We start from the raw sequence: 22,088 nt of genomic DNA, 5'->3' as shown, positions 1-22,088 counted from the left end.
CGTGCCCGCGCCGCGCGCCCAATTCCCAGCTCGATAAAGGCTAGGCCCATGTTCTCCCGCTTCTTCATCGGCCGCCCGGTCTTCGCCTGGGTCATCGCGCTCGGCATCCTGCTCGGCGGCATCCTCGCGCTGCGCGCGCTGCCGATCGAACAATATCCGGACGTCGCGCCGCCCTCGCTGCAGATCAGCGTCACCTATCCGGGTGCCGATGCCGCGACGCTCGAACAGAATGTGACGCAGGTGATCGAACAGGAACTGAACGGCGTGGAGGGGTTCCTCTACATGTCGTCGACCAGTCTTTCGAACGGCACCGCGTCGATCACCGTCAATTTCGAATCCGGCACCAACATCGATACGGCGCAGATGGACGTCCAGAACCGGCTCCGCCGGGTCGAGGCGCGCCTTCCGGAAGAGGTGCGGCGCCAGGGCGTGCTGGTCAGCGAGGCCAATGCCGGCTTTCTCCAGATCGTGGCGCTGACGTCGAAGAGCGGTGAAACCAGCAGCATCGAACTCGGCAACATCGCGTCGAACCAGATCATCGACGAACTGCGCCGCGTGCAGGGCGTCGGCGACATCCGCCTGTTCGGATCGCCCTACGCGATGCGCATCTGGCTCGATCCGGACAAGCTCGCCACCTACAAGCTGTCGTCGGCGGAGGCACTTGCCGCCGTCACCGAACAGAATAGCCAGACGGCAGGCGGGTCGCTCGGCGATCAGCCGGTCGCCAAGGGCACGGAACTCAACGCCACCATCGTCACCCAGAACCGCTTCACCAACGCCGAACAGTTTGAGAACATCATCCTGAAGGCCAATCCCGATGGCTCCACCGTCACGCTGGCGGACGTCGGCCGCGTGGAGCTGGGCGCGCAGGATTACAGCACCGGCACCGAACTGAACGGCAAGCCGATGGCGGGCATGGCGATCCAGCTGCGCACCGGCGCCAACGCGCTGGCCACTGCGGAGGGCGTGCAGACCCGGATGAAGGAACTTGCGGCGTCGCTGCCGGCGGACGTCGCCTGGTCGATCCCCTACGATACCACGCCGTTCATCACCGTGTCGGTCCACGAAGTGATCAAGACGCTGGTCGAAGCGATGATCCTCGTATTCCTCGTGATGTTCCTGTTCCTCCAGAACTGGCGCGCCACCGTCATCCCGACGCTGGTCGTGCCGATCGCGCTGGCCGGTGCCTGCCTCGGCCTCTGGCTGTTCGGCTTCTCCATCAACGTGCTCAGCCTGTTCGGCATGGTGCTGGCGATCGGCATCCTGGTCGACGATGCTATCGTCGTGATCGAAAATGTCGAACGCATCATGTCGGAAGAACATCTGTCGCCGCGCGACGCGACGATCAAGGCGATGGGCCAGATCACCACCGCCATCGTCGGCATCACGCTGGTGTTGATCGCGGTGTTCGTGCCGATGGCGTTCTTCCCCGGCTCCACCGGCGGCATCTACCGCCAATTCTCGCTGACGCTGGTCGTGTCGATCGCCTTCTCGGCGCTGCTGGCGCTGACCTTGACCCCGGCGCTCTGCGCCACGCTGCTGAAACCGCATGATCCGGACAAGAAGCCGTCGCGCTTCGGCTTCGTTCAGCGCTTCTTCAACGGCTTCAATCATCGCTTCGCGCGCTCGACCGACAAATATCAGCGCGGCGTCGGCAGCATCCTGTCCAAACCGCTGCGCTGGCTTGGCGTGTTCGTGCTGCTCGTCGGCCTGACCGCCATCCTGTTCCTGCGCCTGCCTGGCGGCTTTCTGCCATCGGAGGATCAGGGCTATGTCATCTCCGTCATCCAGGCGCCGCCCGGTGCCACGCGCCAGCGGACGGACGAGGCGATCCGCGCGACGCAGGCGTTCTTCGACAAACAGCCGCAGGTCGCCAACGTCATCGCCGTGCGCGGGTTCAGCTTCTTCGGCCAGGGGCAATCGACCGCGATGGTCTTCTCGCCGCTGCATCCGTGGGAAGAACGCCCCGGCGTCGAAAACAGCGCGCAGACGCTGGCCGGCAAGGCGCTCGGCGCGCTGTTGCAGGTGAAGCAGGCGATGATCTTCACGCTCAATCCCCCGCCGATCCAGCAGCTTGGCAACGCGACCGGCTTCTCCTTCCGGCTTCAGGCGCGCAACGGCCAGAGCGAGGAAGAACTGACCGCCGCGCGCAACCAGCTGCTGGGCATGGCGATGCAGAGCCCGGTGCTGGCCAATGTCCGTCCCGAAGGGATGGAGCCGGCCCCGCAGCTGAAGGTCAATATCGACCGGGTTCGCGCCCGCGCGCTCGGGCTGTCGATCGGCGACGTCAACACCACGCTCTCGATCGCGGCGGGTTCGGCCTATGCCAACGACTTCAACCGCGATGGCCGCGTCCTTCGCGTCTATCTCCAGGCCGATGCCCCGTATCGCATGACGCCGCAGGACATTCTCAACCTGCGGGTCCGCAATGCCGCCGGCGACATGGTGCCGTTCGGGGCGTTCACCACCGCCACCTGGGGCTCCGGCCCGCCGCAGCTGCAGCGCTATAACGGCTATCCCGCGGTCTCCATCTCCGGCGAATCCAAGCCCGGCTATTCGACCGGCGATGCACTGACGGAAATGGAAAAGCTGGTGGCAAAGGTGCCGGGTGGCTTCACCTATGAATGGACCGGCATCTCCTATGAGGAGAAGCAGGCTGGCGGTCAGGTCGGCGCGCTGCTCGCGCTGTCGATGGTGGTCGTGTTCCTGCTGCTCGCCGCGCTCTACGAAAGCTGGACGGTGCCGATCGCGGTGCTGCTGGTGGTGCCGCTCGGCGTGCTGGGGTCGATCCTGTTCACGATGATGCGGGGCTATTCGGCGGACGTCTATTTCAACGTCGGGCTCATCACCATCATCGGCCTGGCCGCGAAAAACGCGATCCTGATCATCGAATTCGCGATCGAACAGGAGGCGGAGGGCATGAGCGTGCGCGACGCCACCATGGAGGCGGTGAAGCTCCGGCTGCGGCCGATCATCATGACCAGCCTGGCGTTCATCCTGGGCATGGTGCCGTTGTTCCTGTCGACGGGGGCCGGCGCCGCCAGCCGCCGTGCGGTCGGCACCGGCGTGATGGGCGGCATGATCGCCGCAACCTTGCTCGGGATCTTCTTCATCCCGCTTTTCTACATCGCGGTCCGCCGCTGGCTGACCCGCAAGGCGCCGCACGCGCCGGAAACGGGCCATGGCCACCATCAGGACGGGGAACCGACCCATGCGTAACCCCACCTCTCCCCGTCCGGCGCGGCCGAACCGGACCGCGCTGGCCTTGTTGGCCGCCACGGCCCTGTCGGCCTGCAACCTCGCCCCGAAACATGTCACGCCCGCGCTCAGCACGCCCGTGGAATATCCACCCGAAGTCACGCCGTCGGGCGGCAGCATCTCGGCGACGGCGATCGGCTGGCAGGACTATTTCAAGGATCCGCGCTTGCGTGAACTGATCCGGATGGCGCTGGAAAACAACCGCGACCTGCGGGTGTCGGTTGCCCGGATCGAGGAGGCGCGTGGTCAATACCGGATCCAGCGCGCCGATCAGCTGCCGCAACTCGGCCTGACCGGCAGTGCGACCCGCCGCCGTACCGGTATCGCATCCATCCAAAGCCAGACCGGCGGCGCCACCAACGTGCCGACCGACGGCGGCGCCAATACGCCCGACGGCTTCACCTTCAACACCTATAATGTCGGGGTCGCGGTCACCGCGTTCGAACTCGATTTCTGGGGCCGGGTCGCGAATCTGAGCGAGGCGGCGCGTGCCAACTATTTCTCCACCATCGCCGCCGAACGCGCCTTCCGGCTGTCGCTGATCCGCGATCTCGCCACCGCCTATCTGACGTCGCGTTCGCTGTCGGAACAGGCCGACCTGGCCGATCGGACGATCGCCTCGCGCCGGACCGGGTTGAAGATCGCCCGCCTGCGGCTCGATGCGGGCGTCACCTCCGCGCTCGATTATCGCCAGGCCGAAGTGTTGCTGACCCAGGCCGAAACCGAAGCTGCATCCCTTCGCAACCAGCGCGCGCAGCAGCGGAACATCGTCCGGCTGCTGGTCGGTCAGCCGATCGACGAAGATCTGCTCGCACCGGCCGCGACGTTGGACGCGCAGGGCCTCGTTCGCGACATCGCAGCCGGCCTGCCGTCGGAACTGCTCGCCAACCGGCCCGACATCCTGCAGGCGGAGGAGGATCTCCGCGCCGCCCGTGCCAACATCGGCGCCGCCCGTGCGGCCTTCTTCCCGTCGATCACGTTGACTGGAAATGCCGGCTTCACCTCGTCCGCGCTCGGCAATCTCGTCGGGAAGGAGGGGCTGGGCTGGAGCATCGGACCCTCGCTCACCCTGCCGATCTTCGACTGGGGCGCGCGCAAGGGCGACCTGACGGTGGCCCGCGCCCGCGAAACGATCGCGGTCGCCACCTATGAACGGACGGTGCAGACCGCATTCCGCGAGGTCGCTGATGCCCTTGCCGGCCGCCGCTACCTGCGCGAACAGATCGAGGCGCAGGTCCGCGCGGTCGATGCGCAACGCACGCTCGCCCGCCTGGCCGAGTCCCGCTACCAGAACGGCGTCGCGCAATATCTTGAAGTGCTGGACGCCCAGCGCAGCCTGTTCGCCGCCGAACAAACACTGATCGTGCTGCGCGGTAACGACCTTCAGAATCTGGTCACGCTCTATACGGCACTCGGCGGCGGCCTGGGTCCGCCCCCGCCGCTCCGCCCCGGCGACGCCGCGCCTGCCGCCGGCTAAAGCCGGAAGACCTGAGGTCAAACCCCTTTCCCGACCCGTCCGGTTCGAGCCTGTCGAGAACTGCGCTGCGTTCTCGACTGGCTCGACCGAACGGGAGTAGGCAGCGGTGGATCGACTTTCTGTCGTCAAGGTCTGGACATCACATCTCCCGCAACGCCCGCGCGGGTCGTGCCGCCAGCGCGGGCCACGCACCCACCAGTCCGATGCCCAGGATCAGCACCACGCCGCTGCCCAGCGTCGCCAGCACCACCCCCCAGTCGGGCGCCCATTCCAGCCGGAACACGCGCACCACCACATACCAGCCGGCACCGGTGCCGACCGCCAGCGCTATCAGCGACACGACCGCGGCCAGGATCGCATATTCGATCGCCTGCACCGCCAGCACCTGCGCCCGCCGTGCGCCCAGCATCTTCAGCAGCAGAGCATCATACACGCGGGCCGCGCGCGACGCCGCGATCGCGCCCACCAGCACCGCGATCCCGGCAGCGATCGCCACCCCGGATGCCGCGGCCACCGCTGTCGCCAGCTGTCCCAGCAGCGTGCCGACCGTATCGATCACATCCTTGACGCGGATCAGGCTGACCGATGGAAATGCCGCCGTTACTGCCCGGTTGACCGCCGCTTCGCGCGCGGGCGGCAGCGACAGCGTCGCCATGTAGTTGAACGGGGCCCCGTCGAACGTACCGGGGGAGAAGATCATCACGAAATTGAACCCCAGGCTGTCCCAGTTGATGTCGCGGAACGACGCGATCGTCGCCGGCACCTCGACCCCCAGCGCCGAAACCGTGATCGCATCGCCGATCTTCAGCCCCAGCAAACGCCCGGCCTCCGCATCCATCGACACCAGCGGCGGCCCGGCATAGCCGACCGGCCACCACTGGCCTTCGGTGATCCGGTTGCCCGCGGGCAGCCCCTGCGCAAAGGTCAGCCCGCGGTCGCCGCGCAGGATCCACGCGCCTTCCGGCACCGCTTTCATGTCCGCCACCCGCACGCCCTTCACCGCCACCACCGGCCCGCGCAGCGACGGTACCAGCGTCAGCGCGCTGTCCGGCGCGGCCCGTGCCACGACCGTGCGGAACCGGTCGAGATCCGCGGAGGGGATATCCAGCATGAAGAACCCCGGCGCCTTGGCCGGCACCGTGCTGCGGATCTGCGCGTTCAGGTTGGTCTGGATCACCGCCAGCGTTGCAAACAGGCTCAGGCCCAGTCCCAACGCCACCACCAGCCGGTCGGTCTGCGCCGCCGGGGCATGCAGGTTCGCGATCGCCAGCCGCAACAGCGGCCGCCTCGATCGCGGCAGCCGCGCCGCCATGGCCCGCACGGCGATCCCCAGCACCGCCAGGATCAGCAGCAACGCGCCCGCGCCGCCCAGGAACCCGGCGGCGAATATCGGCTCGCGCGCGCTCGCCACCGCGATCGCCGCCACCCCGCCGATCGCCAGCAGGATCGCGGCCACCGCCCACCAAGGCGGCCGCCGGCGCGGCTCCACCCCGCCGCGAAACAGCGACGCCGCCCCCACCGCCCGCGCCCGCGCCAGCGGTGCCAGCGCAAAGGCGAACGCGATCAGCAGGCCATAGACCGCCGCCAGCGTTAACGCCTTGCCCTGCACCGCAAAACCCGGCGCGACGGGCAGCGCGTCACCCGCAAACGCCACCACCAGCGACGGCACGCACGCGCCGACGACCAGCGCCAGCAGCACCGCCGCGGCGGACACCAGGCCGATCTGGATCAGGTAGATGCGGAAGATCGTGGCGGACGACGCGCCCAGCGTCTTCAACGTCGCAATGCCGGCGCGTTTCCCGTCCAGATAGGCGCCTACGCCATTGCCGACCCCGATCCCCGCGATCAGCAGCGCGGTCAGCCCGACCAGCGCCAGAAACTGCCCGATCCGCTCGATGAACCGCTGCGTCCCCGGCGCGCTATTGCTGCTGTCCTGCACGCGCCAACCCGCATCGGGATGCGCGCGGTCCAGCGCCTTGCCCACCGCCACCGCATCGCGGCCCGCCGGCAACGCCACCCGGTATCGCCAGCGATACAGGCTGCCCGGCTGCACCAGCTGAGTCGCACGCAGCCCCGCCATGTCGACCAGCACCGCCGGTCCCAGGCTGAACCCCTCGCCCACCCGGTCGGGTTCCTGCGCGATGATCCCGCCGACGGTCAGCATCGCCTCGCCCACCCGGATCGGATCGCCGACGCGCACCCGCAATCGTTCCGCCAGCGCCGGCGCGATCAGCACGCGCCCGCCGCCCGGCCGCGCCACGATCGCGCCCGGCGCGACCGTCAGCGTGCCGTATAGCGGATAGGCGGCGTCCACCGCCTTCAATTCCGCCAGCACCGCCTCCGCGCCATCGCTGCGCGACGCCATCGCCCGCATCGCCGCGCTTTCCGATACACGCCCCAGCCGCGCGATGGCGGCGCGCTCGTCCGGTGTCGCCTGTCGCTGGGACAGCGACACCGACAGGTCGCCGCCCAGAATGACCCGGCCCTGCGACCGCAATTCTCCCACGATGGCGGACGACAGCGATCCGACTCCCGCGATCGCCGCCACCCCCAGGAACAGGCATATGGCCAGCAGCCGCAATCCCACCAGCCCGCCGCGCAGATCGCGCAGCGCCAGCCGCCACACCACGCTCACGCCGTCCGCCGATCGCTGACGATGCGTCCGTCACGCATCTCCAGCACACGGTCGCAACGCTCCGCCAGCGCGCGATCATGCGTGATCATCAACAGCGTCGCGCCCGTCTGCCGCCGCCGCGCGAACAGCAGGTCCAGGATCGCCGCCCCCGTCGCCTCATCCAGATTGCCGGTCGGCTCATCCGCGAACAGGATCGCCGGGCCGGACACGATCGCCCGCGCGATCGCGGCGCGCTGCTGCTCGCCACCCGACAGCTGCGCCGGATAATGACCGGTGCGGTGCCCCAGCCCGACCGCCGCCAACTCCGCGGCCGCGCGCGCGAACGCATCGTCCACGCCGTCCAACTCCAGCGGCACCGCGACATTCTCCAGCGCGGTCATCGTCGGCAACAGGTGGAACGCCTGCAACACGATGCCGATCCGACCGCGCCGCGCCAGCGCCAGCGCATCCTCGTCCAGCGCCCCGAAATCCGCACCCGCGACCAGGATCTCGCCACCCGTCGCCCGTTCCAGCCCGGACAGCACCGCCATCAACGACGACTTTCCTGATCCGCTCGCACCCAGCAACGCCACGCTGTCGCCGGTCGCGATGTCCAGGTCGATACCGCGCAGGATCTCGACCCGCGCCTCTCCCTTGCCGAGCGCGAGGGTGACATTGCGCGCGCGGATCGCGATATGGTCGGTCGACATGCGGCAAGGATATCCAATGAACCAGAAGAACCCGGCATATGGGCGGCGGCCTCGGCTTCTCCAAGCAATGCTGCGTGTCATGCTGATGACGATCGCGCTTGCGGCCGTTCCGGCACGCGCGGCCGACCGGCTGATCCTGGCTTTCGGCGACAGCCTGACCGCCGGCTATGGCCTCGCCCCGGCACAGGCCTTCCCCAACCGGCTGGAGGCCGCACTGCGCGCGTCCGGCGTGCCCGCCCGCGTCTACAATGCCGGCGTTTCGGGCGACACCACCGCCGCCGGCCGCGCCCGCCTCGCCTGGGTGCTGCGCGGGTTGAAGGCGAAACCCGATCTCGCCATCATCGAACTCGGCGCGAACGATATGCTCCGGGGGATCCAGCCGGCGCAGACTCGTGCCAATCTCGATGCGGTCGTCGGGGATCTCCGCCGCCGCGGCATCCCGGTCCTGATCGCCGGCATGCGCGCGGCCCCCAATATGGGCCGGCCCTATGCGGCGGCGTTCGAACCGATCTTTCCCGCGCTCGCCCGCAAATACCGCGCGCCGCTCTATCCGTTCTTTCTCGATGGCGTCGCCGGCAACCGCGCTTTGTTGCAGGGTGATGGCATGCACCCCAACCCGCGCGGGGTGGCCATCGTCGTCCGCCGCATCCTTCCCGCCGTCCGCGCCGCCCTGCCGCGCTGATCATGCGGGTGCGCGGTCAATCGAGCCGTGTCACCCGCACTTCCTGATTGTTGAGCTGCGCGCTGCCGAACACGGTCATGAACGCGATGTCGGTCGCGTCGCGCCCCACCGCAGTCCGCACCATGCCGTCGGTTCGCGCCAGTCGCGTCGCATCCACCAGATGCCAGGCATCGTTCAGCCAGACTTCGACGACGGCATGGAAATCCGGCGGTGCCAGGCCCCAGGCATAGGCGGACACCAGCCGGGCGGGAATCCCGTCCGCCCGCGCCAGGCTCGCCATCAGATGCGCGAAATCGCGGCATACGCCGGCGCGGTGGACGAAACAATCGACCGCGGTCGTGGTCCCGTCGCTCGATCCCATGACATAATCGACATGGGCATGGACCCAATCGGCCATCGCCAGGATCTTGTCGCCCCCCTCCAGACCCGCGAATTCGCGGTAGACGAACGCGGCGAACTTGTCGGATTCGCAATAACGGCTCGGCCACAGGAACGGCAGCACGTCACCCGGCAGGTCGCGTGTCGCCACCCGTTCCAGGCCTTCCAGCCGCGGTGCCGGCCGCTCGACATCGAATACGCCGTGATAGGTCGCCAGCAGGCGCCCGCCCAGACCCCGCATCAGCGTGCGGCGCCCGATCCCGTCCTCGCCGGGCACGGTGCGCAACGGCCCCGCACCCTGCACGATCAGGCCGTCCTCGATCAGCCGTTGGTCCGATGTCGGTGCGGCTTCGATCGCCAGCAGGACATCATAGGGTTCCGGCAACTGATAATCCAAAGTGGCATCGATCCGGAGCCGCATCGCAGGCTGTATTCCCTTGTCTGAGCCCTGCGGCAACGAGCCGCCACCGGCGTCGTTCCCGTTCGTCGGCGCGGGGGATCAGTCGCGGCGCTTGAACGGGTCCACGAACCCGCCCGGCAACAGGTTGCTGGCCGGGGCGCCGCCCTCCGGTGCGTTCGCCGCCGCCTCGCGCTGCGCGCGCAGCTCCTCGATCAACGCGCTGCGATCGCCGTCCAGCCGCGTGTCGGTCGGCGCCTCGATCCCCGCCGCCTTGGCGGCCTTGGCCACCAGTGCGTCCAGTTCACGCTGCGAACACAGCCCCAGCGTCACCGGATCCTTGGGCGTGATGTTCGCGATGTTCCAGTGGCTGCGGTCGCGGATCTTCGAAATGGTGTCGCGCGTGGTGCCGATCAGCTTGCCGATCTGCCCGTCCGACACTTCGGGATGGTTGCGGATGATCCACGCGATGCCGTCCGGCTTGTCCTGGCGCTTGGATACCGGCGTATAGCGCGGCCCCTTGGTGCGGCGGACCTGATCCGGCCCCTTCTGCATCATCAGGACATGGCTCGGATCGGCCTGGCCCTTGTCGATCTCCGCCTGCGTCAGTTCGCCCGCGCGGATCGGGTCGCGCCCGGTCAGCTTGGTCGCCGCCATATCGTCCGCGATCGCCTGGACCTCCAGGATATGCAGCCCGCAAAACGCCGCAATCTGTTCGAAGCTGAGCGCGGTGTTGTCGACCAGCCATGATGCGGTCGCATGGGGCATGAGCGGCTGGGACATGGGAAACTCCGGATAAAGAAAGGGCCGCCCCCCTCATGGGGAGCGGCCTGCATATGCGTCCGATGTAATGACCCCCGCGCGGGAGGGCAAGGCGCGATCTGCCCCGCCTGCGCTACTTTGCCGGCGTGCCGATCACCTGCCGGTCCAGGAAATCGGTGATCGTCCGCCAGACATGCGTCTGCGCGCCTTCGCCCGCCACGCTGTGGGTCTTCCCCGGATACACCATCATCTCGAACGGCAGCTTGGCCTCCTGCAACTTGGCATAGAAAGCGGTCGAATTTTCGAACACCACATTGTCGTCCGCCATCCCGTGCAGCATCAGCAACGGATCGCGGATCTGGGTCGCGAACGGCAGCGCGTCGGACTGCGCATAGGGGGTCCCGTCGGTGGCCGGGTTGCCCAGATAGCGCTCCGTATAATGCGTATCGTACAGTTCCCAACGCGTGACCGGCGCGCCCGACACGCCCGCCGCAAAGGTCCCCGGCGCTTTCTCCAGCAATTTCAGCGTCATGTACCCGCCATAGGACCAGCCATTCACCGCGATCTTTGCCGGATCGACAAAATCCTGCGCCTTCAGCCAGGCGACACCGGTCAGCTGGTCCTCGACCTCCACCGTTCCCATGGCCTTGTAGATCTGGTTCTCGAACGCCGCGCCGCGGTCCGGCGTGCCGCGCCCGTCGATCGAAAACACGATCCAGCCGCGATCGACCAGATATTGCTGGATCGCCGGTCCCCAGCTGCGCGTCACCTGGCGCCCGCCGCCCGGCCCGCCATAAACCTGCACGAACACCGGATAGCGTTTGCCCGGTTCGCGCGGCGGCGACAGCAGCTTATAGTTCAGGTCGCTGCCGTCCTTCGCCTTCATCGTCCCGAACACCGGCACCGCATGGCTGGCGACATAGGGCGCATAGGGGTGCGCGACGTCGATCCTGTTCTCCTCGATCCACGCCACCCGCGTCCCCGCCGCATCGGCCAGATAGACCTGCGGCGGCTGCTGCGGATTGGATCGGAAGATCAGCGCGTGGCTCGCCGCCCGGTCCATCGTCGCGCCGTTGAACCACCCGGCTTCGGTCAGCTGCACGGGCGTCTTGGGCTTCTCCAGGTCGACCGCATACAGCTGCTGCTCGATCGCGCTGTCGCGATTGGCCAGGAAATAGACCTTGCCCGCGGCCTCATCCACGCCAACCACGTCCTTCACCGCCCAGTCGCCCTTGGTCAGCCGTGACCATTTGCCCAGCCGGTACCGATACAGATGGTTATACCCGCTCCGCTCCGACGCCCACAGCAGGCTGCCGTCCGACAGCGACCGCAGGCTGTCGTTCAGGTTGATCCAGGTCTTGGCGGTTTCCGTGAACAACAGCCGCGACTTGCCGGTGTCGGGGTTCACCTCCAGCAGGTCGAGCTTGTGCTGGTCGCGGCTCTCGCGCTGCACATACAGCGACCCGCCGTCCTTCGACCAGTCGACCCGCGCAAGGTAGACATCGGGGTCGGTGCCCAGGTCCACCTTGACCCGCCCGGTGCCGTCCGGCGCCATGATATACAGCTGCACCTCGGCATTGGGCGTCCCCGCCGCCGGATAGCGCTGCTCGAACAGCTTGGTACCCTCCGCGCCGATCGCCGCGCGCGTGACCGTCTTCACCTTGCTCTCGTCAACCCGCGCCACCGCGATCCGCGCATCGTTCGGCGCCCACCAATGGCCGGTATGCCGGTCCATCTCCTCCTGCGCCACGAACTCGGCCGATCCCCAGCTGATCGCCCCGCCCCCGCCGCTGGTCAGCCGCCGTTCCACGCCCGATCCGGTGTCGACCACATACAGGTCCTGGTCGCGCACGAAGCTGACATAGCGTCCGCCGCTCGATACCTCGGCGTCCACTTCCGACGTCGGCGTCGCGGTCAGCCGGCGGATCGTCCCGTCCAGCCCGGCCAGATACAGGTCGCCGTCGATCGGCACCAGGATCGACTTGCCGTCCGGCGCCCAGTCATAATCCACGATGCCCTTGGTGCCGCCCACCCGCGCACGCTCGCGCCGCATCTTCTCGGCTTCGGACAGCGCCGCGCCGCTGCCGATCTTCTGGCTGTCGACCAGCATCCGCGATTGTCCGGTCCTGGTGTCGACCGCCCACAGGTCGTAACGGTCGCGATCATCGGCCCGGCTGCGCAGCAGCGTCGCCATCGTGCCATCGGGCGACAGCTTCGGGCTGCGCGGCACCGCACCGTTCAGCGACGGGCTGGCGAACACCCGCTCCAGCGTGAGCGGCTGCGGCTGCGGCTGGACCTGGGCCAGCGCCGCGGAGGACAGGAAGGTAGCGGCCAGGATCGGCAGGCGAAACGACATTGCGGTCTCCGACAGGAACGGGGGCGGTGTTAGCCGCTGCCCACCCCTTGCGTCGAGACACCAAAGCGCATGCCCTTACGTCTTCTGCGCTGTCATCCCAGGCGGTCGAGCAGTTGTGCGATCCGGACATCCTCGGGCAGCGCCCCGGGGTGCACGACATAGCCCTGGGCGATGTCGCCTTGCCTCGTCACCGTCGCCGGGCTCGGTGCCGAAGGACCGCGGCGATCACATGGCCCGCTCGCGCCGGGCTGGCCGAACAGCTTGTCCAGATAGACGCTCGCCAGCCTGTGATGCGCTTCGGCCGCCTGCTCCGTGCGCGCCTCCATCGCCAGCGCGACCTCAGCTTCGGCCCGCGCAAGCAGATACTCGCTGTCCGGGACGGGATGGTGGGGAGAAAAGCCCATAACAACCTCCTGCTTCAAGATCTGAACCAGTACGCAACCGGGAGTCCTGTTGGCGGCACGATGGCGCAAGATGCTTAACGAACCGTTAAGATCCTCCCCCGACGTTACGGAAACGGCATTTCTGCAAAAAATCGCGCGCGTGTTATTAATTTGCTAACCATCCTCTGTTTTTAACGCTTTCTTAACCAACCTTTCGATATTCTTACCACCTCGTTAACCAATGCACAGCGACTGGATTCTGCCATGCTGCCAGGCATCTCGTCCTCGACGTTGCGGACCATGGCCTATCAGGCGCCCCGCCCGCTTGTCCGCGTCACGCCCGCCGCGCGTAGCGGGGCCGGATCGGATGGATCCGCCGGCTCGGGGCACCCTGGCGCCGACACCGCCGCAATTGGCGGCGGCCATGGTGCGCATCCCCGCGCCGACGCCGATGCCCGCCCCGCCTTCGATTTCGCCGACGCGCATCGGCCGGACGGCCCGCAGGATCAGACCGCCCACATGCTGTCGCGCCACAATGCCTATGTCGCCGGCCAGCGCGCCACCCGCGGCGGCAAGGGTCGCATGTCCGCCTACGAAAGCGTCATGAACATGACCGCCTGATGCAACCGAGGCAGCGTCGATGTGCGCACGTCCGGTAGACGAAACGGGGCCGCCAACCGACCGGTAGCGGCGCTCGCGCCATCATTGGTATTAGACACAGCCATGAGACATAGGACCAATTTTTCCTGACGGAGCAGTCGGCCCAACGGCCCGGCGTTGCCAAAAAAGCGCACTGCCGGGTGGTTAAGGGCAGCATGCAACTTTCGCATTTGAAATGTGTATTTTCTATGTCATGCATCGGTCATTCTTTTCGGTACGTAGCTTGGTATGCCATGGGTCCAATATAAGACCTTTACGTCGGTTTCTCGGCGTTCTCATGCCAGTCGGGTTGCTTGCCGGGGGTGTATGGGAAAGGGACCGTTCAATGACGAAGCGCAATCATATCCTTCTTGCCACCGGATCGGCGATCATCGCACTGGCGGCCGCGCCGGCTTGGGCCAATGACGGTGTCGACGCCGCCGTGACCGCACAGGCGGAAACGCCGTCGCCCACTGCCTCCGAACCCGACAGCGACAGCATCGTCGTTACCGGCATCCGCCAGAGCCTGCGCAACTCGATCAACGTGAAGCGCACCGCCAACGCCGTCGTCGACGTCATCACGTCCGAAGGCATCGGCAAGTTCCCCGACCGCAACGTCGCCGAATCGCTGTCCCACATCCCGGGCGTCAGCATCGACCGCCGCTTCGGTGAAGGTGAAAAGGTTGCGATCCTCGGGACCGATCCCGCGCTCAACCGGATGCTGCTGGACGGTCATGCGCTCGCATCGGCCGACTGGGGTGGCAACGACAATGATCCCAGCAGCCGGACCTTCAACTATTCGCTGCTGGCACCGGAACTGGTCGACCGCCTCGAAGTCTACAAGTCGCCGGAACCGCGGATCGAGGAAGGCAGCCTCGGCGGCACGGTCATCGTCCGCACCCGCCGTCCGCTCGATCTGCCCGCGAACTCCGTGTTTGCGTCTGCGGGCTATTCCTACAATGATCGATCCGACAAGGGCAATGTCCGCGGTTCCGGCCTCTATAGCTGGAAGAATCAGGACGATACCTTCGGCGTGCTGGTCGCCGCCACCTACGACAAGCAGAGCCTGACCCGCGCTGGCGTCGAGTTCTTCGGCTATCAGAGCGGCGCCGATTTCTTCCGGAAAGATGCGAACGGCAATGTCGTTCGCGATGCGTCCGGCCAAGGGGTTCTGCTGAGCCCCTCCGCCACAGTGACCGGCGGGAGCAAGGAAGACCTGATCAAGGCGGTCGCGCCGTTCGGCATCAACTATGCCTATTTCCAGCAGCAGCGCGAGCGCAAGAGCCTGTCGGGTACGATGCAGTTCCGCCCCACGGACACGCTGACCGTCACACTGAACGGCCTGCACATCGACGGCAATTACAATAATTACAGCCAGTCGATGTACACCATCCCGGTGGCGTGGACCGGAAACGTCCTGCAAAGCGCGAACGTCGTGAACGGTGTCGTGAACGCCGCCACGTTCGGCGCCGCGACCAACCAGGCGGCGCAGCTCGACACGCTGGTACGCCGTACCAAGCTGAAGACCGACAACATTAACCTGTTCGTCGATTATGAAAAGGACGGCGCCAAGCTTTCGGTCGTCGGCGGCTGGAGCAAGGCGAGGGGCGGCCGCAACCCGGAATATCTGTTCAACGTCCAGACCAAATTGCCGTTCAGCTATGCCTTCACGAACGATACGGCGGAAGTGAACTTCACTGGCGACAACACCAATCCCGCCAACTACTTCACCAATCCCAACAACAATCCGGCGCAGATCGAGGGTCGCCCCTTGATCATCAACGGCACCCAGCTGAACGGTGCGCAGATCGGCGGGCTGGATTACAGCGTCACCACCGACCGCGATATCTTCGGCGGGTACGACGCAACCATTCCGATCGAAGTCGGGCCGTTCACCGAACTGATGGTCGGATCGCGCGTGACCGATCACGTCAACCGCATCGACGGACGCGGCGTGAACACCTACCTCACCAGCTCGCAGACCGCGGACCGCCTCGGCGTCGAAACGCTGACCACGCCGGACGGCACCTTTTCGGGCAGCGGGGGTAGCGGTAACGCGACCAAATATCTGAATCTGCCGGCTGATGCCGTGGTGCAGATTTTGGCCAACGCGATCAACAGCCCGCTCACGACCAAGATCGGCGCGACGACGAAGGTGCGTGAAACGGTTGCCGCCAGCTACGTTCAGGCGAACTTCGATGCCGGCGGCTTCCGCGGGAACATCGGCGGACGGCTGGTCTACACGCGCGACGTCTCGGATTATGCTCTGTCACTGACCACCGTAGCCAATCCGAACCCGGTCCCGACGCCGACAACGACGTCTACGGACTATCTGAAGTTCCTGCCCAGCCTGAACATCGCCTATGAATTCAGCCCCAAGGTTCTGGTGCGAGGCGCAATCGCCAAGGTGATCTCACGTCCACGATATCAGGATCTGGCAGCATCGATCTCGCAGAACGATGTTACGCTGGATGCCGGCGGCGGCAACCCCAACCTGAAACCCTACCAGTCGATCAATTATGAAGCGACTGCGGAATGGTATCCACGCGCTGGGTCATTGGTTGCGATCGAACTGTTTCGCCGCGAAATTGACAATTACATCATCACGACGCGGGCCGATGCGCAGCTTTTCAACTCGCTGCAGAACCGGCTGACCACCTATAGCGTTTCCCGGCCGATCAACGGCGGCAAGGCCACTGTCAATGGCGCCCTGATCTCGGCACAGAGCGATATCTGGGGCGGTTTCGGCATCCAGGCGAATTACACCTACCAGGACAGCAAGACCTCGTCGGTCGACACGACCGGCGCGGAACTCAATCTGCCCTATCAATCAAAGCACACCGTCAACATCATTCCCTATTTTGAAAGTGGACCGTTCCAGGCGCGGTTGAGCTACAATTATCGGACCTCCTATTTCCGCACGATCGGCCGCCTCGGCTCGCGCGAGATGGTGGCGCCCTACAGCCAGCTCGATTTCTCCGCCGGCTTCAACCTGACGCAGAACATCACGATCAGCGTCAACGCGCAGAACCTGCTCGACGAAACCTATCTGCAGTACAACGCGACCCGCGATCGTCCGACCGCCTTCTACAAGAACGGCCGCACCGTCGCTGGACAAGTGTCCTTCAAGCTCTGACGATCCTCCCCGCCGCGGCGCCATGCCGCGGCGGGACCCGGCGGGTGGTTCAGATGTCGCCCGTCGTCGCCGGCGGCAGGCTCTGCTGGTGCTGCACCACCTGCCAATCCTCATGCCCGCGCCGCCGATAGGTGGAGGTGCAATGCGCCTCATAGGCTTCGTCCCCGCGACGCGCGTGGACATGATAGGCAATCACGATCAATCCTTCCTGCGGCCGCGCGATCTGCTGCTTGGAAAATGCCACGTCCGACCAACGCGGCGTCATCGCCACCGCCGCTACCGCGTCGTCACCCCGCATCACGAAGGGCAGCGTCGGCAACACCATCAGGCATTCCGGATCGATCGATGCCCGATAATGATCGGCATCGGCGGTCCACAGGCTTTCCTCGAAAGCCCAAACGCGATCATCGTCCATCACCGTCTCCTGTTGCTACGGGGATCAAGGATCGGACGCCGGGATCGTTCCTTGCTTCAACGGCTTGCGACGTCGATTGCCAATCCGCGCGCCGACGTGCGCCCCGCCCCGCACGCGCCTTGCCCTAGAATCGCCACGCGGTGCGTTGATCCTTGACCGATGCTACCCGGACGATGCCTGATGCCGTTGCGCCCGCTCCTGCTTGCCCTGTTGTCGGGGCTCCTGCTGCCTGCGCCCATCCACGCCGCCGGCCCGGCGCCCTTCGATCTCGCCGGCCCCGGGCTGCGTGTCACCGTGACGCACGGCTCCACCACGCTCCCGATCGCCCAAGTGCCGAACCTCGCCGCGGGTGATCGGGTATCGGTCCTTGCCGATCTGCCGGCGGATCAGGGCACCCGCTATCTGCTGATCGCAGCCTTCCTGCGCGGCGCGACCAATCCACCGCCGAAATCCTGGTTCTATCGCGCGGAAACCTGGCGTCGGGAGAAGAACGGGCTCACGCTGGTGGTCCCGCCCGGCGCGCGCCAACTGGTGCTGTTCCTCGTTCCCGAAACCGGTGGCGGTTATGACGCGATCGTCGAAACCATCCGCAAACAGCCCGGCGCCTTCGTGCGTGCGTCGCAGGATCTCAACCAGGCCTCGCTCGATCGTGCGCGGCTCGACACCTTCCTGGACCAGGTTCAGGCACTGGAACGCACGCATCCCGAACGGATCGAAGCCGTCTCGCCCCTGCTCACGCGCAGCCTGGCGATCAAGCTGAACGCCGAATGCCTGCAACAGGCCTCGGACGTCCAGGCATCCTGCCTCACGCAGAGCCGCGACTCGCTGCTGCTCGCGGACAGCCACAGCTCAACGATCACCGAAACCCTGATCGGCGCACCGACCGATCTCGCCCTGCAACTCGCCGCCACACCGCAGGGCGGCTATGGCTATTACAGCCCTTATATCGGCGCCGTCCGCGATCTCGCGCGCATCTTCGGCGCGTTTCAATCGACCCAGCTGCAATATATCCCCGCGCTGAACCGTCCGCAGGGTGATCGTATCGCGCTGCTGCTCAACGCGGCGCCGTCCTTCGCCAAACCCAGATCGGTGATCGTGGCGGCGCTTCCCGCCATCGATGCACCGCACGTCCCGCCGCTCCGCCGTGCGGAGGAAGATCGCGGCTTCTGCGCCGCCCGGCGCGATCTGGTCCTGCCGGTGGACGGTGCGGCTCTGGTCTACGCCACCGCCTATGCGCATGACATGGTGTTGCGCGCGGCCCGGCCGGGCGGCGGCACCGTCGACGTGCCGGTCCGCGCCGATCCCGCCCAGGGCGGCTTCGTCCTGACCGGCGATCCCGCCGCGCTGCCCGCCAGTGCGGAAGCCACGCTCCACGGCGTCTGGGGCTTCACCCCGTTCGACGGACCCCGTTTTCGGCTGCAGGCGCCGATTCCGGGCGGCATCGTCCCGGCCGATCCCGGCGCCACCACCGTCATCATCGGCCGCGACAATGCGCTGACGCTGCAAGGCCCGGCGACCCGTTGCATCGAATCGATCACGCTCGGCTCGGACCCGGCGACGCTGCAACCGCTCGCTTGGAAAGATGTCGGCGCCAACCGCATCACCGTCACCCTGCCATTGGCCAACGCGGCACCCGGCACGCTGGCGCTGGTCATCCGGCAGCATGGGCTGGACCACGCCGACACCATCGTCCTGACGGCACTGGCGGAGGCCGGCCGGATCGACGGCCTGACGCTCCATGCGGGTGATCGCTCCGCCGTGCTGGCCGGCACCCGGCTCGACATGGTGACGGCGCTGACCGTCGACGGCATCGGCTTTCGCCCCGGCGCCCTGACGCGGACCGACAGCGGCGACCGCCTCGCCCTGACCGCCGATGCCGCTCCACCGGCACCGTTCACCGCCGGTCAGGACAAGACGGCACGGATCACGCTGGCCGACGAGCGCGCCCGCCCGCTCGCCTTCACCATCGCCGCCGCACGGCCCGCCGCCGATCTGGTCGCCCGCACGGTGGATGCGCCACGCGATCCTGCCCGCCCGGCGGTGCTGCTGGCGGGCGATGCCGTCGTGCCGCAGGATGGACGCCTCACCTTCTCGTTCCGCACCCGTGGCACCACCCGCCTGTCGGCCGGCGCATCGGTCGAGGTTGCGACCGCCGATGAGCAGTTCACCGCCCGGCTGTCGGCGGGCCACGGCCTGACCATCCAGGACGATCACGTCGCGGTGGCGGCGATCGCGCCGGGCGCGGCGCTGGGCGGCTCCGCTCATGGCCCGCTCCGGTTTCGCCTGATCCAGGATGATGTCGCGAGCGACTGGGTGCCGCTCGCGATCCTCGCACGTCGCCCCACACTTGCGACCTTCGGCTGTTCCGCGCCAGGCGCGCCGTGCCGGCTGACGGGGTCCGACCTCTTCCTGATCGACGCGATCGCGCGCGCACCCGATTTCCGCGATGCCGTCATCGTACCGGAGGGGTTTACCGGCGGCACCCTGGACATACCGGGCGCCGACACCGGCACCTTGTTCGTCCGGCTACGCGATGCGCCGGGCTTACTCGCCACGCTGGCCCCACCCGGCGCATCATGATGTCTGACACCGGTGTCGAATGCGTCCGCGACAATCGCGGCTGCGGAAAACGCACTTGCACAATGCCCTGCTGCACTGCACAAGGGACGGGCCTTTCAGGCATCCTCTCCTAAAACTTTCGGGCTGGCCTTCGCGCCGGCCCTTTTTTTGTGCCTCGGCTTGGATTAGGGGGGTGCCTCTGCAGCTCGGCCGACACATAATCTGGAGCGGAGCCGCCGGCATGACCGGCAACGGCGATGCCGCAGCTGGGGGATCGAGCGACCACGCTCTCCCCCAGACGTTGCGGGGCCGACATGGGTTGCAACAAGGTCCTCGCGCAAAAAAGCTTCCGCAGGCCCTCTACAGGTCGCCTTCGTCCAGGATGATCGCCTGTTGCCCCTGATCCGGCATGGTTGCCGCGATCCGCGTCGCGACCCGCTCGATGCGCGAGCGGATGGTATGGGACATCGCGCCTGCCGGACCGATTCCCAGCTTGGCGTCCGCCCGCGCTGTCAGGCACACGACGAACGGCCGCGCATCGTAACAGGCGCGGTAGCAGCTCAGCATCGGCATCTGGGCGGTTCCGCCGGCAACGGTCGGGTCGCGCAAGGGGTTGATGATCAGGGTCGGCGGTCGGCGCATGCCCGGCGCCTACACGCTGCCGACGCGGCGCTCCACCCACCTCTGGCGAATCATTGGTGGCTATTCGGATCGGCGGATGCACCATCATGCGGTCGCGATCGTCATGGTTGCGCTAACAACAATCGTCCGGTCGTTTTTTGCATTTGCAAAATTGCCTGCTGCACCGCACAAAGATCGGGCCTTTCAGGCATCCTCTCCTAAAACTTTCGGGCTGGCCTCCGCGCCGGCCCTTTTTTTGTCCGGCGTCGATCTCGGCCTTATTCCGCCGGCGCGGAGGCCGCAGGCCGCAGGGCGGACGGCCCATCGAATCTTTCGGAAACGATTTGGCCGCCGCGCGTTTCCCCGATCGTAACGCGTCCGAACTGGATCAGCGTTCTGAAAAAGGATCAGTTATGAGCATCGCAACTCTGAAGGGCGAAGGCACTGAACTCGGCGGCGCCATCAAGGAAAGCGCCGGCAGCCTGACCGGCGATCGGTCGCTGCAGGCCAGCGGCGTGACCGATCAGCTGACCGGCAAGGTGCAGCAGGGTTATGGCGCCGCCCGCGACGCCGTGGCGCAGAATGTGGCGCCCTATGCCGACAAGGCCCGCAGCTTCGCCCGCGATCGTCCGTTCGCGACCGCCGCGCTGGTCGGCGTCGTCGGGCTGGCGTTCCTCAACACGCTTCGCGGCAAGTGATCGCCTGATCACGGCGTCCGTGCCCCGGTCACACCGGGGCACGGCCTCACGCAAATTCCAGGATGACCGCATCCACTGCCAGGCTTTCGCCCGGCTTCGCATCGACCCGCGCGACCGTTCCCGCCTTTTCTGCGCGCAGGATATTCTCCATCTTCATCGCCTCGACCACCGCCAGCGGCTGACCCGCTTCCACCGCATCGCCGGCGGCGACATGGATCGCGGTCACCAGCCCGGGCATCGGGCACAGCAGGAACCGGCTCAGATCGGGCGGCACCTTCTCGATCATGTGGCGTGACAAGGCAGCGATGGCCGGGCGCAACATGCCGATCCGATGGCTCGCGCCGCGCGTCGTGAATCGCCATTGGTTACCCTTGCGCGTCACCCGGATCGCCAGCGTCGCACCATCGATCACTGCCTCTACCAACCGCTGCCCCGGCACATAGCGCGCATCGACCACCAGCGCGGTGCCGTCGACCGTCACCTGCTCGCCTTCGATCTCCACCGCATGCGGGATTCCGTCGATCGTCACCACCCACGTGGTCGGTACGTCGGGGCCGCCGTTCAGCTGGCCGTCAATCTGTCCGGCCCGGTCCGCTTCCGCAGTCGCGATCAGCGCGGCCACCGCCGCCAGCCGCGACGTCAGCTCCGCCGCCGCCGGTGCGCCGACGAACCCGTCCGGATATTCCTCCGCAATGAATCCGGTCGTGATCACGCCGGACCGGAACCGCGGATGCTGCATCAATGCCGACAGGAAATCGATGTTGTGCCCGATGCCGTCGATCTCGAACCGGTCGAGCGCGCCGATCTGCGCATCGATCGCCGTCAGCCGGTCGGGTCCGTAGCTGATCAGCTTGGCGATCATCGGATCATAGAACATCGAAATTTCCGACCCCTCGACCACGCCATCGTCCACGCGCACGTCTGCCGACACAGCCGGCGGCCGATACCGCGCCAGCCGGCCCGTGGACGGCAGGAAGCCGCGATACGGGTCCTCGGCATAGAC

17 protein-coding genes are annotated in these 22,088 nt (G+C 66.8%); 8 read left to right on the top strand and 9 right to left on the bottom strand.

Going from position 1 to position 22,088, the window contains the following annotated elements; translation table 11 throughout:
- Positions 1–48 precede the first annotated feature (48 nt).
- Together VF649_RS05440 and VF649_RS05435 are read left to right on the top strand one after the other, a co-directional pair.
- Positions 49–3,219 carry an efflux RND transporter permease subunit gene (locus VF649_RS05440; RefSeq protein WP_331010945.1) on the top strand — a complete coding sequence of 1,057 codons (3,171 nt, stop codon included), beginning with the start codon at positions 49–51 and terminating at the stop codon, positions 3,217–3,219.
- The gene (locus tag VF649_RS05435; RefSeq protein ID WP_331010944.1) at positions 3,212–4,735 is read left to right on the top strand and encodes an efflux transporter outer membrane subunit; all 1,524 of its coding nucleotides are present in this window, start codon (positions 3,212–3,214) and stop codon (positions 4,733–4,735) included. The genes VF649_RS05440 and VF649_RS05435 overlap by 8 nt, the downstream gene beginning before the upstream one ends.
- Before the next feature lie 139 nt (positions 4,736–4,874).
- Here VF649_RS05435 and VF649_RS05430 read toward each other — a convergent pair whose 3' ends face one another.
- Together VF649_RS05430 and VF649_RS05425 are read right to left on the bottom strand one after the other, a co-directional pair.
- Complete coding sequence (locus VF649_RS05430) at positions 4,875–7,370, bottom strand: ABC transporter permease (RefSeq protein ID WP_331010943.1); 2,496 nt, start codon at positions 7,368–7,370, stop codon at positions 4,875–4,877.
- Positions 7,367–8,059 carry an ABC transporter ATP-binding protein gene (locus VF649_RS05425; protein ID WP_331010942.1) on the bottom strand — a complete coding sequence of 231 codons (693 nt, stop codon included), beginning with the start codon at positions 8,057–8,059 and terminating at the stop codon, positions 7,367–7,369. The genes VF649_RS05430 and VF649_RS05425 overlap by 4 nt, the downstream gene beginning before the upstream one ends.
- Before the next feature lie 79 nt (positions 8,060–8,138).
- Between VF649_RS05425 and VF649_RS05420 the strand changes: the two genes are divergently transcribed.
- Positions 8,139–8,741 (top strand): arylesterase, encoded by a 603-nt coding sequence (locus tag VF649_RS05420; RefSeq protein WP_331010941.1) that lies wholly within the window; start codon positions 8,139–8,141, stop codon positions 8,739–8,741.
- 16 nt (positions 8,742–8,757) lie between these two features.
- On the opposite strand, the gene VF649_RS05415 is transcribed toward VF649_RS05420, so the two are convergent.
- From VF649_RS05415 to VF649_RS05400, 4 genes are all read right to left on the bottom strand, one after another.
- Complete coding sequence (locus VF649_RS05415) at positions 8,758–9,540, bottom strand: transglutaminase family protein (protein ID WP_331010940.1); 783 nt, start codon at positions 9,538–9,540, stop codon at positions 8,758–8,760.
- 78 nt (positions 9,541–9,618) lie between these two features.
- Positions 9,619–10,299 (bottom strand): DUF1013 domain-containing protein, encoded by a 681-nt coding sequence (locus VF649_RS05410; RefSeq protein ID WP_331010939.1) that lies wholly within the window; start codon positions 10,297–10,299, stop codon positions 9,619–9,621.
- Positions 10,300–10,411: 112 nt separating this feature from the next.
- On the bottom strand, positions 10,412–12,634 hold the full coding sequence (locus VF649_RS05405; RefSeq protein WP_331010938.1) for a S9 family peptidase: 2,223 nt from the start codon (positions 12,632–12,634) through the stop codon (positions 10,412–10,414).
- 92 nt (positions 12,635–12,726) lie between these two features.
- On the bottom strand, positions 12,727–13,038 hold the full coding sequence (locus VF649_RS05400) for a hypothetical protein (protein WP_331010937.1): 312 nt from the start codon (positions 13,036–13,038) through the stop codon (positions 12,727–12,729).
- Positions 13,039–13,281: 243 nt separating this feature from the next.
- On the opposite strand from VF649_RS05400, the gene VF649_RS05395 reads away from it, so the two are divergent.
- Positions 13,282–13,638 carry a hypothetical protein gene (locus VF649_RS05395; RefSeq protein WP_331010936.1) on the top strand — a complete coding sequence of 119 codons (357 nt, stop codon included), beginning with the start codon at positions 13,282–13,284 and terminating at the stop codon, positions 13,636–13,638.
- Positions 13,639–14,002: 364 nt separating this feature from the next.
- A complete protein-coding gene (locus tag VF649_RS05390) occupies positions 14,003–16,792 on the top strand; it encodes a TonB-dependent receptor (protein ID WP_331010935.1) in 2,790 nt (929 codons plus the stop codon).
- A 49-nt stretch (positions 16,793–16,841) separates the two neighbouring features.
- Here the strand turns inward: VF649_RS05390 and VF649_RS05385 are convergent, their stop codons facing one another.
- Positions 16,842–17,207, bottom strand: coding sequence for a DUF4440 domain-containing protein (locus tag VF649_RS05385; protein ID WP_331010934.1), 366 nt, complete (start codon positions 17,205–17,207; stop codon positions 16,842–16,844).
- Positions 17,208–17,387: 180 nt separating this feature from the next.
- On the opposite strand from VF649_RS05385, the gene VF649_RS05380 reads away from it, so the two are divergent.
- On the top strand, positions 17,388–19,787 hold the full coding sequence (locus VF649_RS05380) for a hypothetical protein (RefSeq protein WP_331010933.1): 2,400 nt from the start codon (positions 17,388–17,390) through the stop codon (positions 19,785–19,787).
- A 339-nt stretch (positions 19,788–20,126) separates the two neighbouring features.
- Here VF649_RS05380 and VF649_RS05375 read toward each other — a convergent pair whose 3' ends face one another.
- A complete protein-coding gene (locus VF649_RS05375) occupies positions 20,127–20,408 on the bottom strand; it encodes a hypothetical protein (RefSeq protein ID WP_331010932.1) in 282 nt (93 codons plus the stop codon).
- Between VF649_RS05375 and VF649_RS05370 the strand changes: the two genes are divergently transcribed.
- Entirely contained in the window at positions 20,407–20,760 is a 354-nt protein-coding gene (locus VF649_RS05370) for a hypothetical protein (protein WP_331010931.1), read from the top strand. The genes VF649_RS05375 and VF649_RS05370 overlap by 2 nt on opposite strands.
- 40 nt (positions 20,761–20,800) lie before the next feature.
- The gene (locus VF649_RS05365) at positions 20,801–21,085 is read left to right on the top strand and encodes a CsbD family protein (protein ID WP_331010930.1); all 285 of its coding nucleotides are present in this window, start codon (positions 20,801–20,803) and stop codon (positions 21,083–21,085) included.
- 46 nt (positions 21,086–21,131) lie between these two features.
- On the opposite strand, the gene VF649_RS05360 is transcribed toward VF649_RS05365, so the two are convergent.
- A partial coding sequence (locus tag VF649_RS05360; protein ID WP_331010929.1) for a biotin/lipoyl-containing protein occupies positions 21,132–22,088 on the bottom strand: 957 nt, incomplete at its 5' end.

Source organism: Sphingomonas sp. (genome assembly GCF_036387535.1).
Lineage (GTDB): Bacteria > Pseudomonadota > Alphaproteobacteria > Sphingomonadales > Sphingomonadaceae > Sphingomonas_R.
The sequence above is the reverse complement of the archived record's forward strand: the minus strand, read 5'-3'. Positions and strand labels throughout refer to the sequence as shown.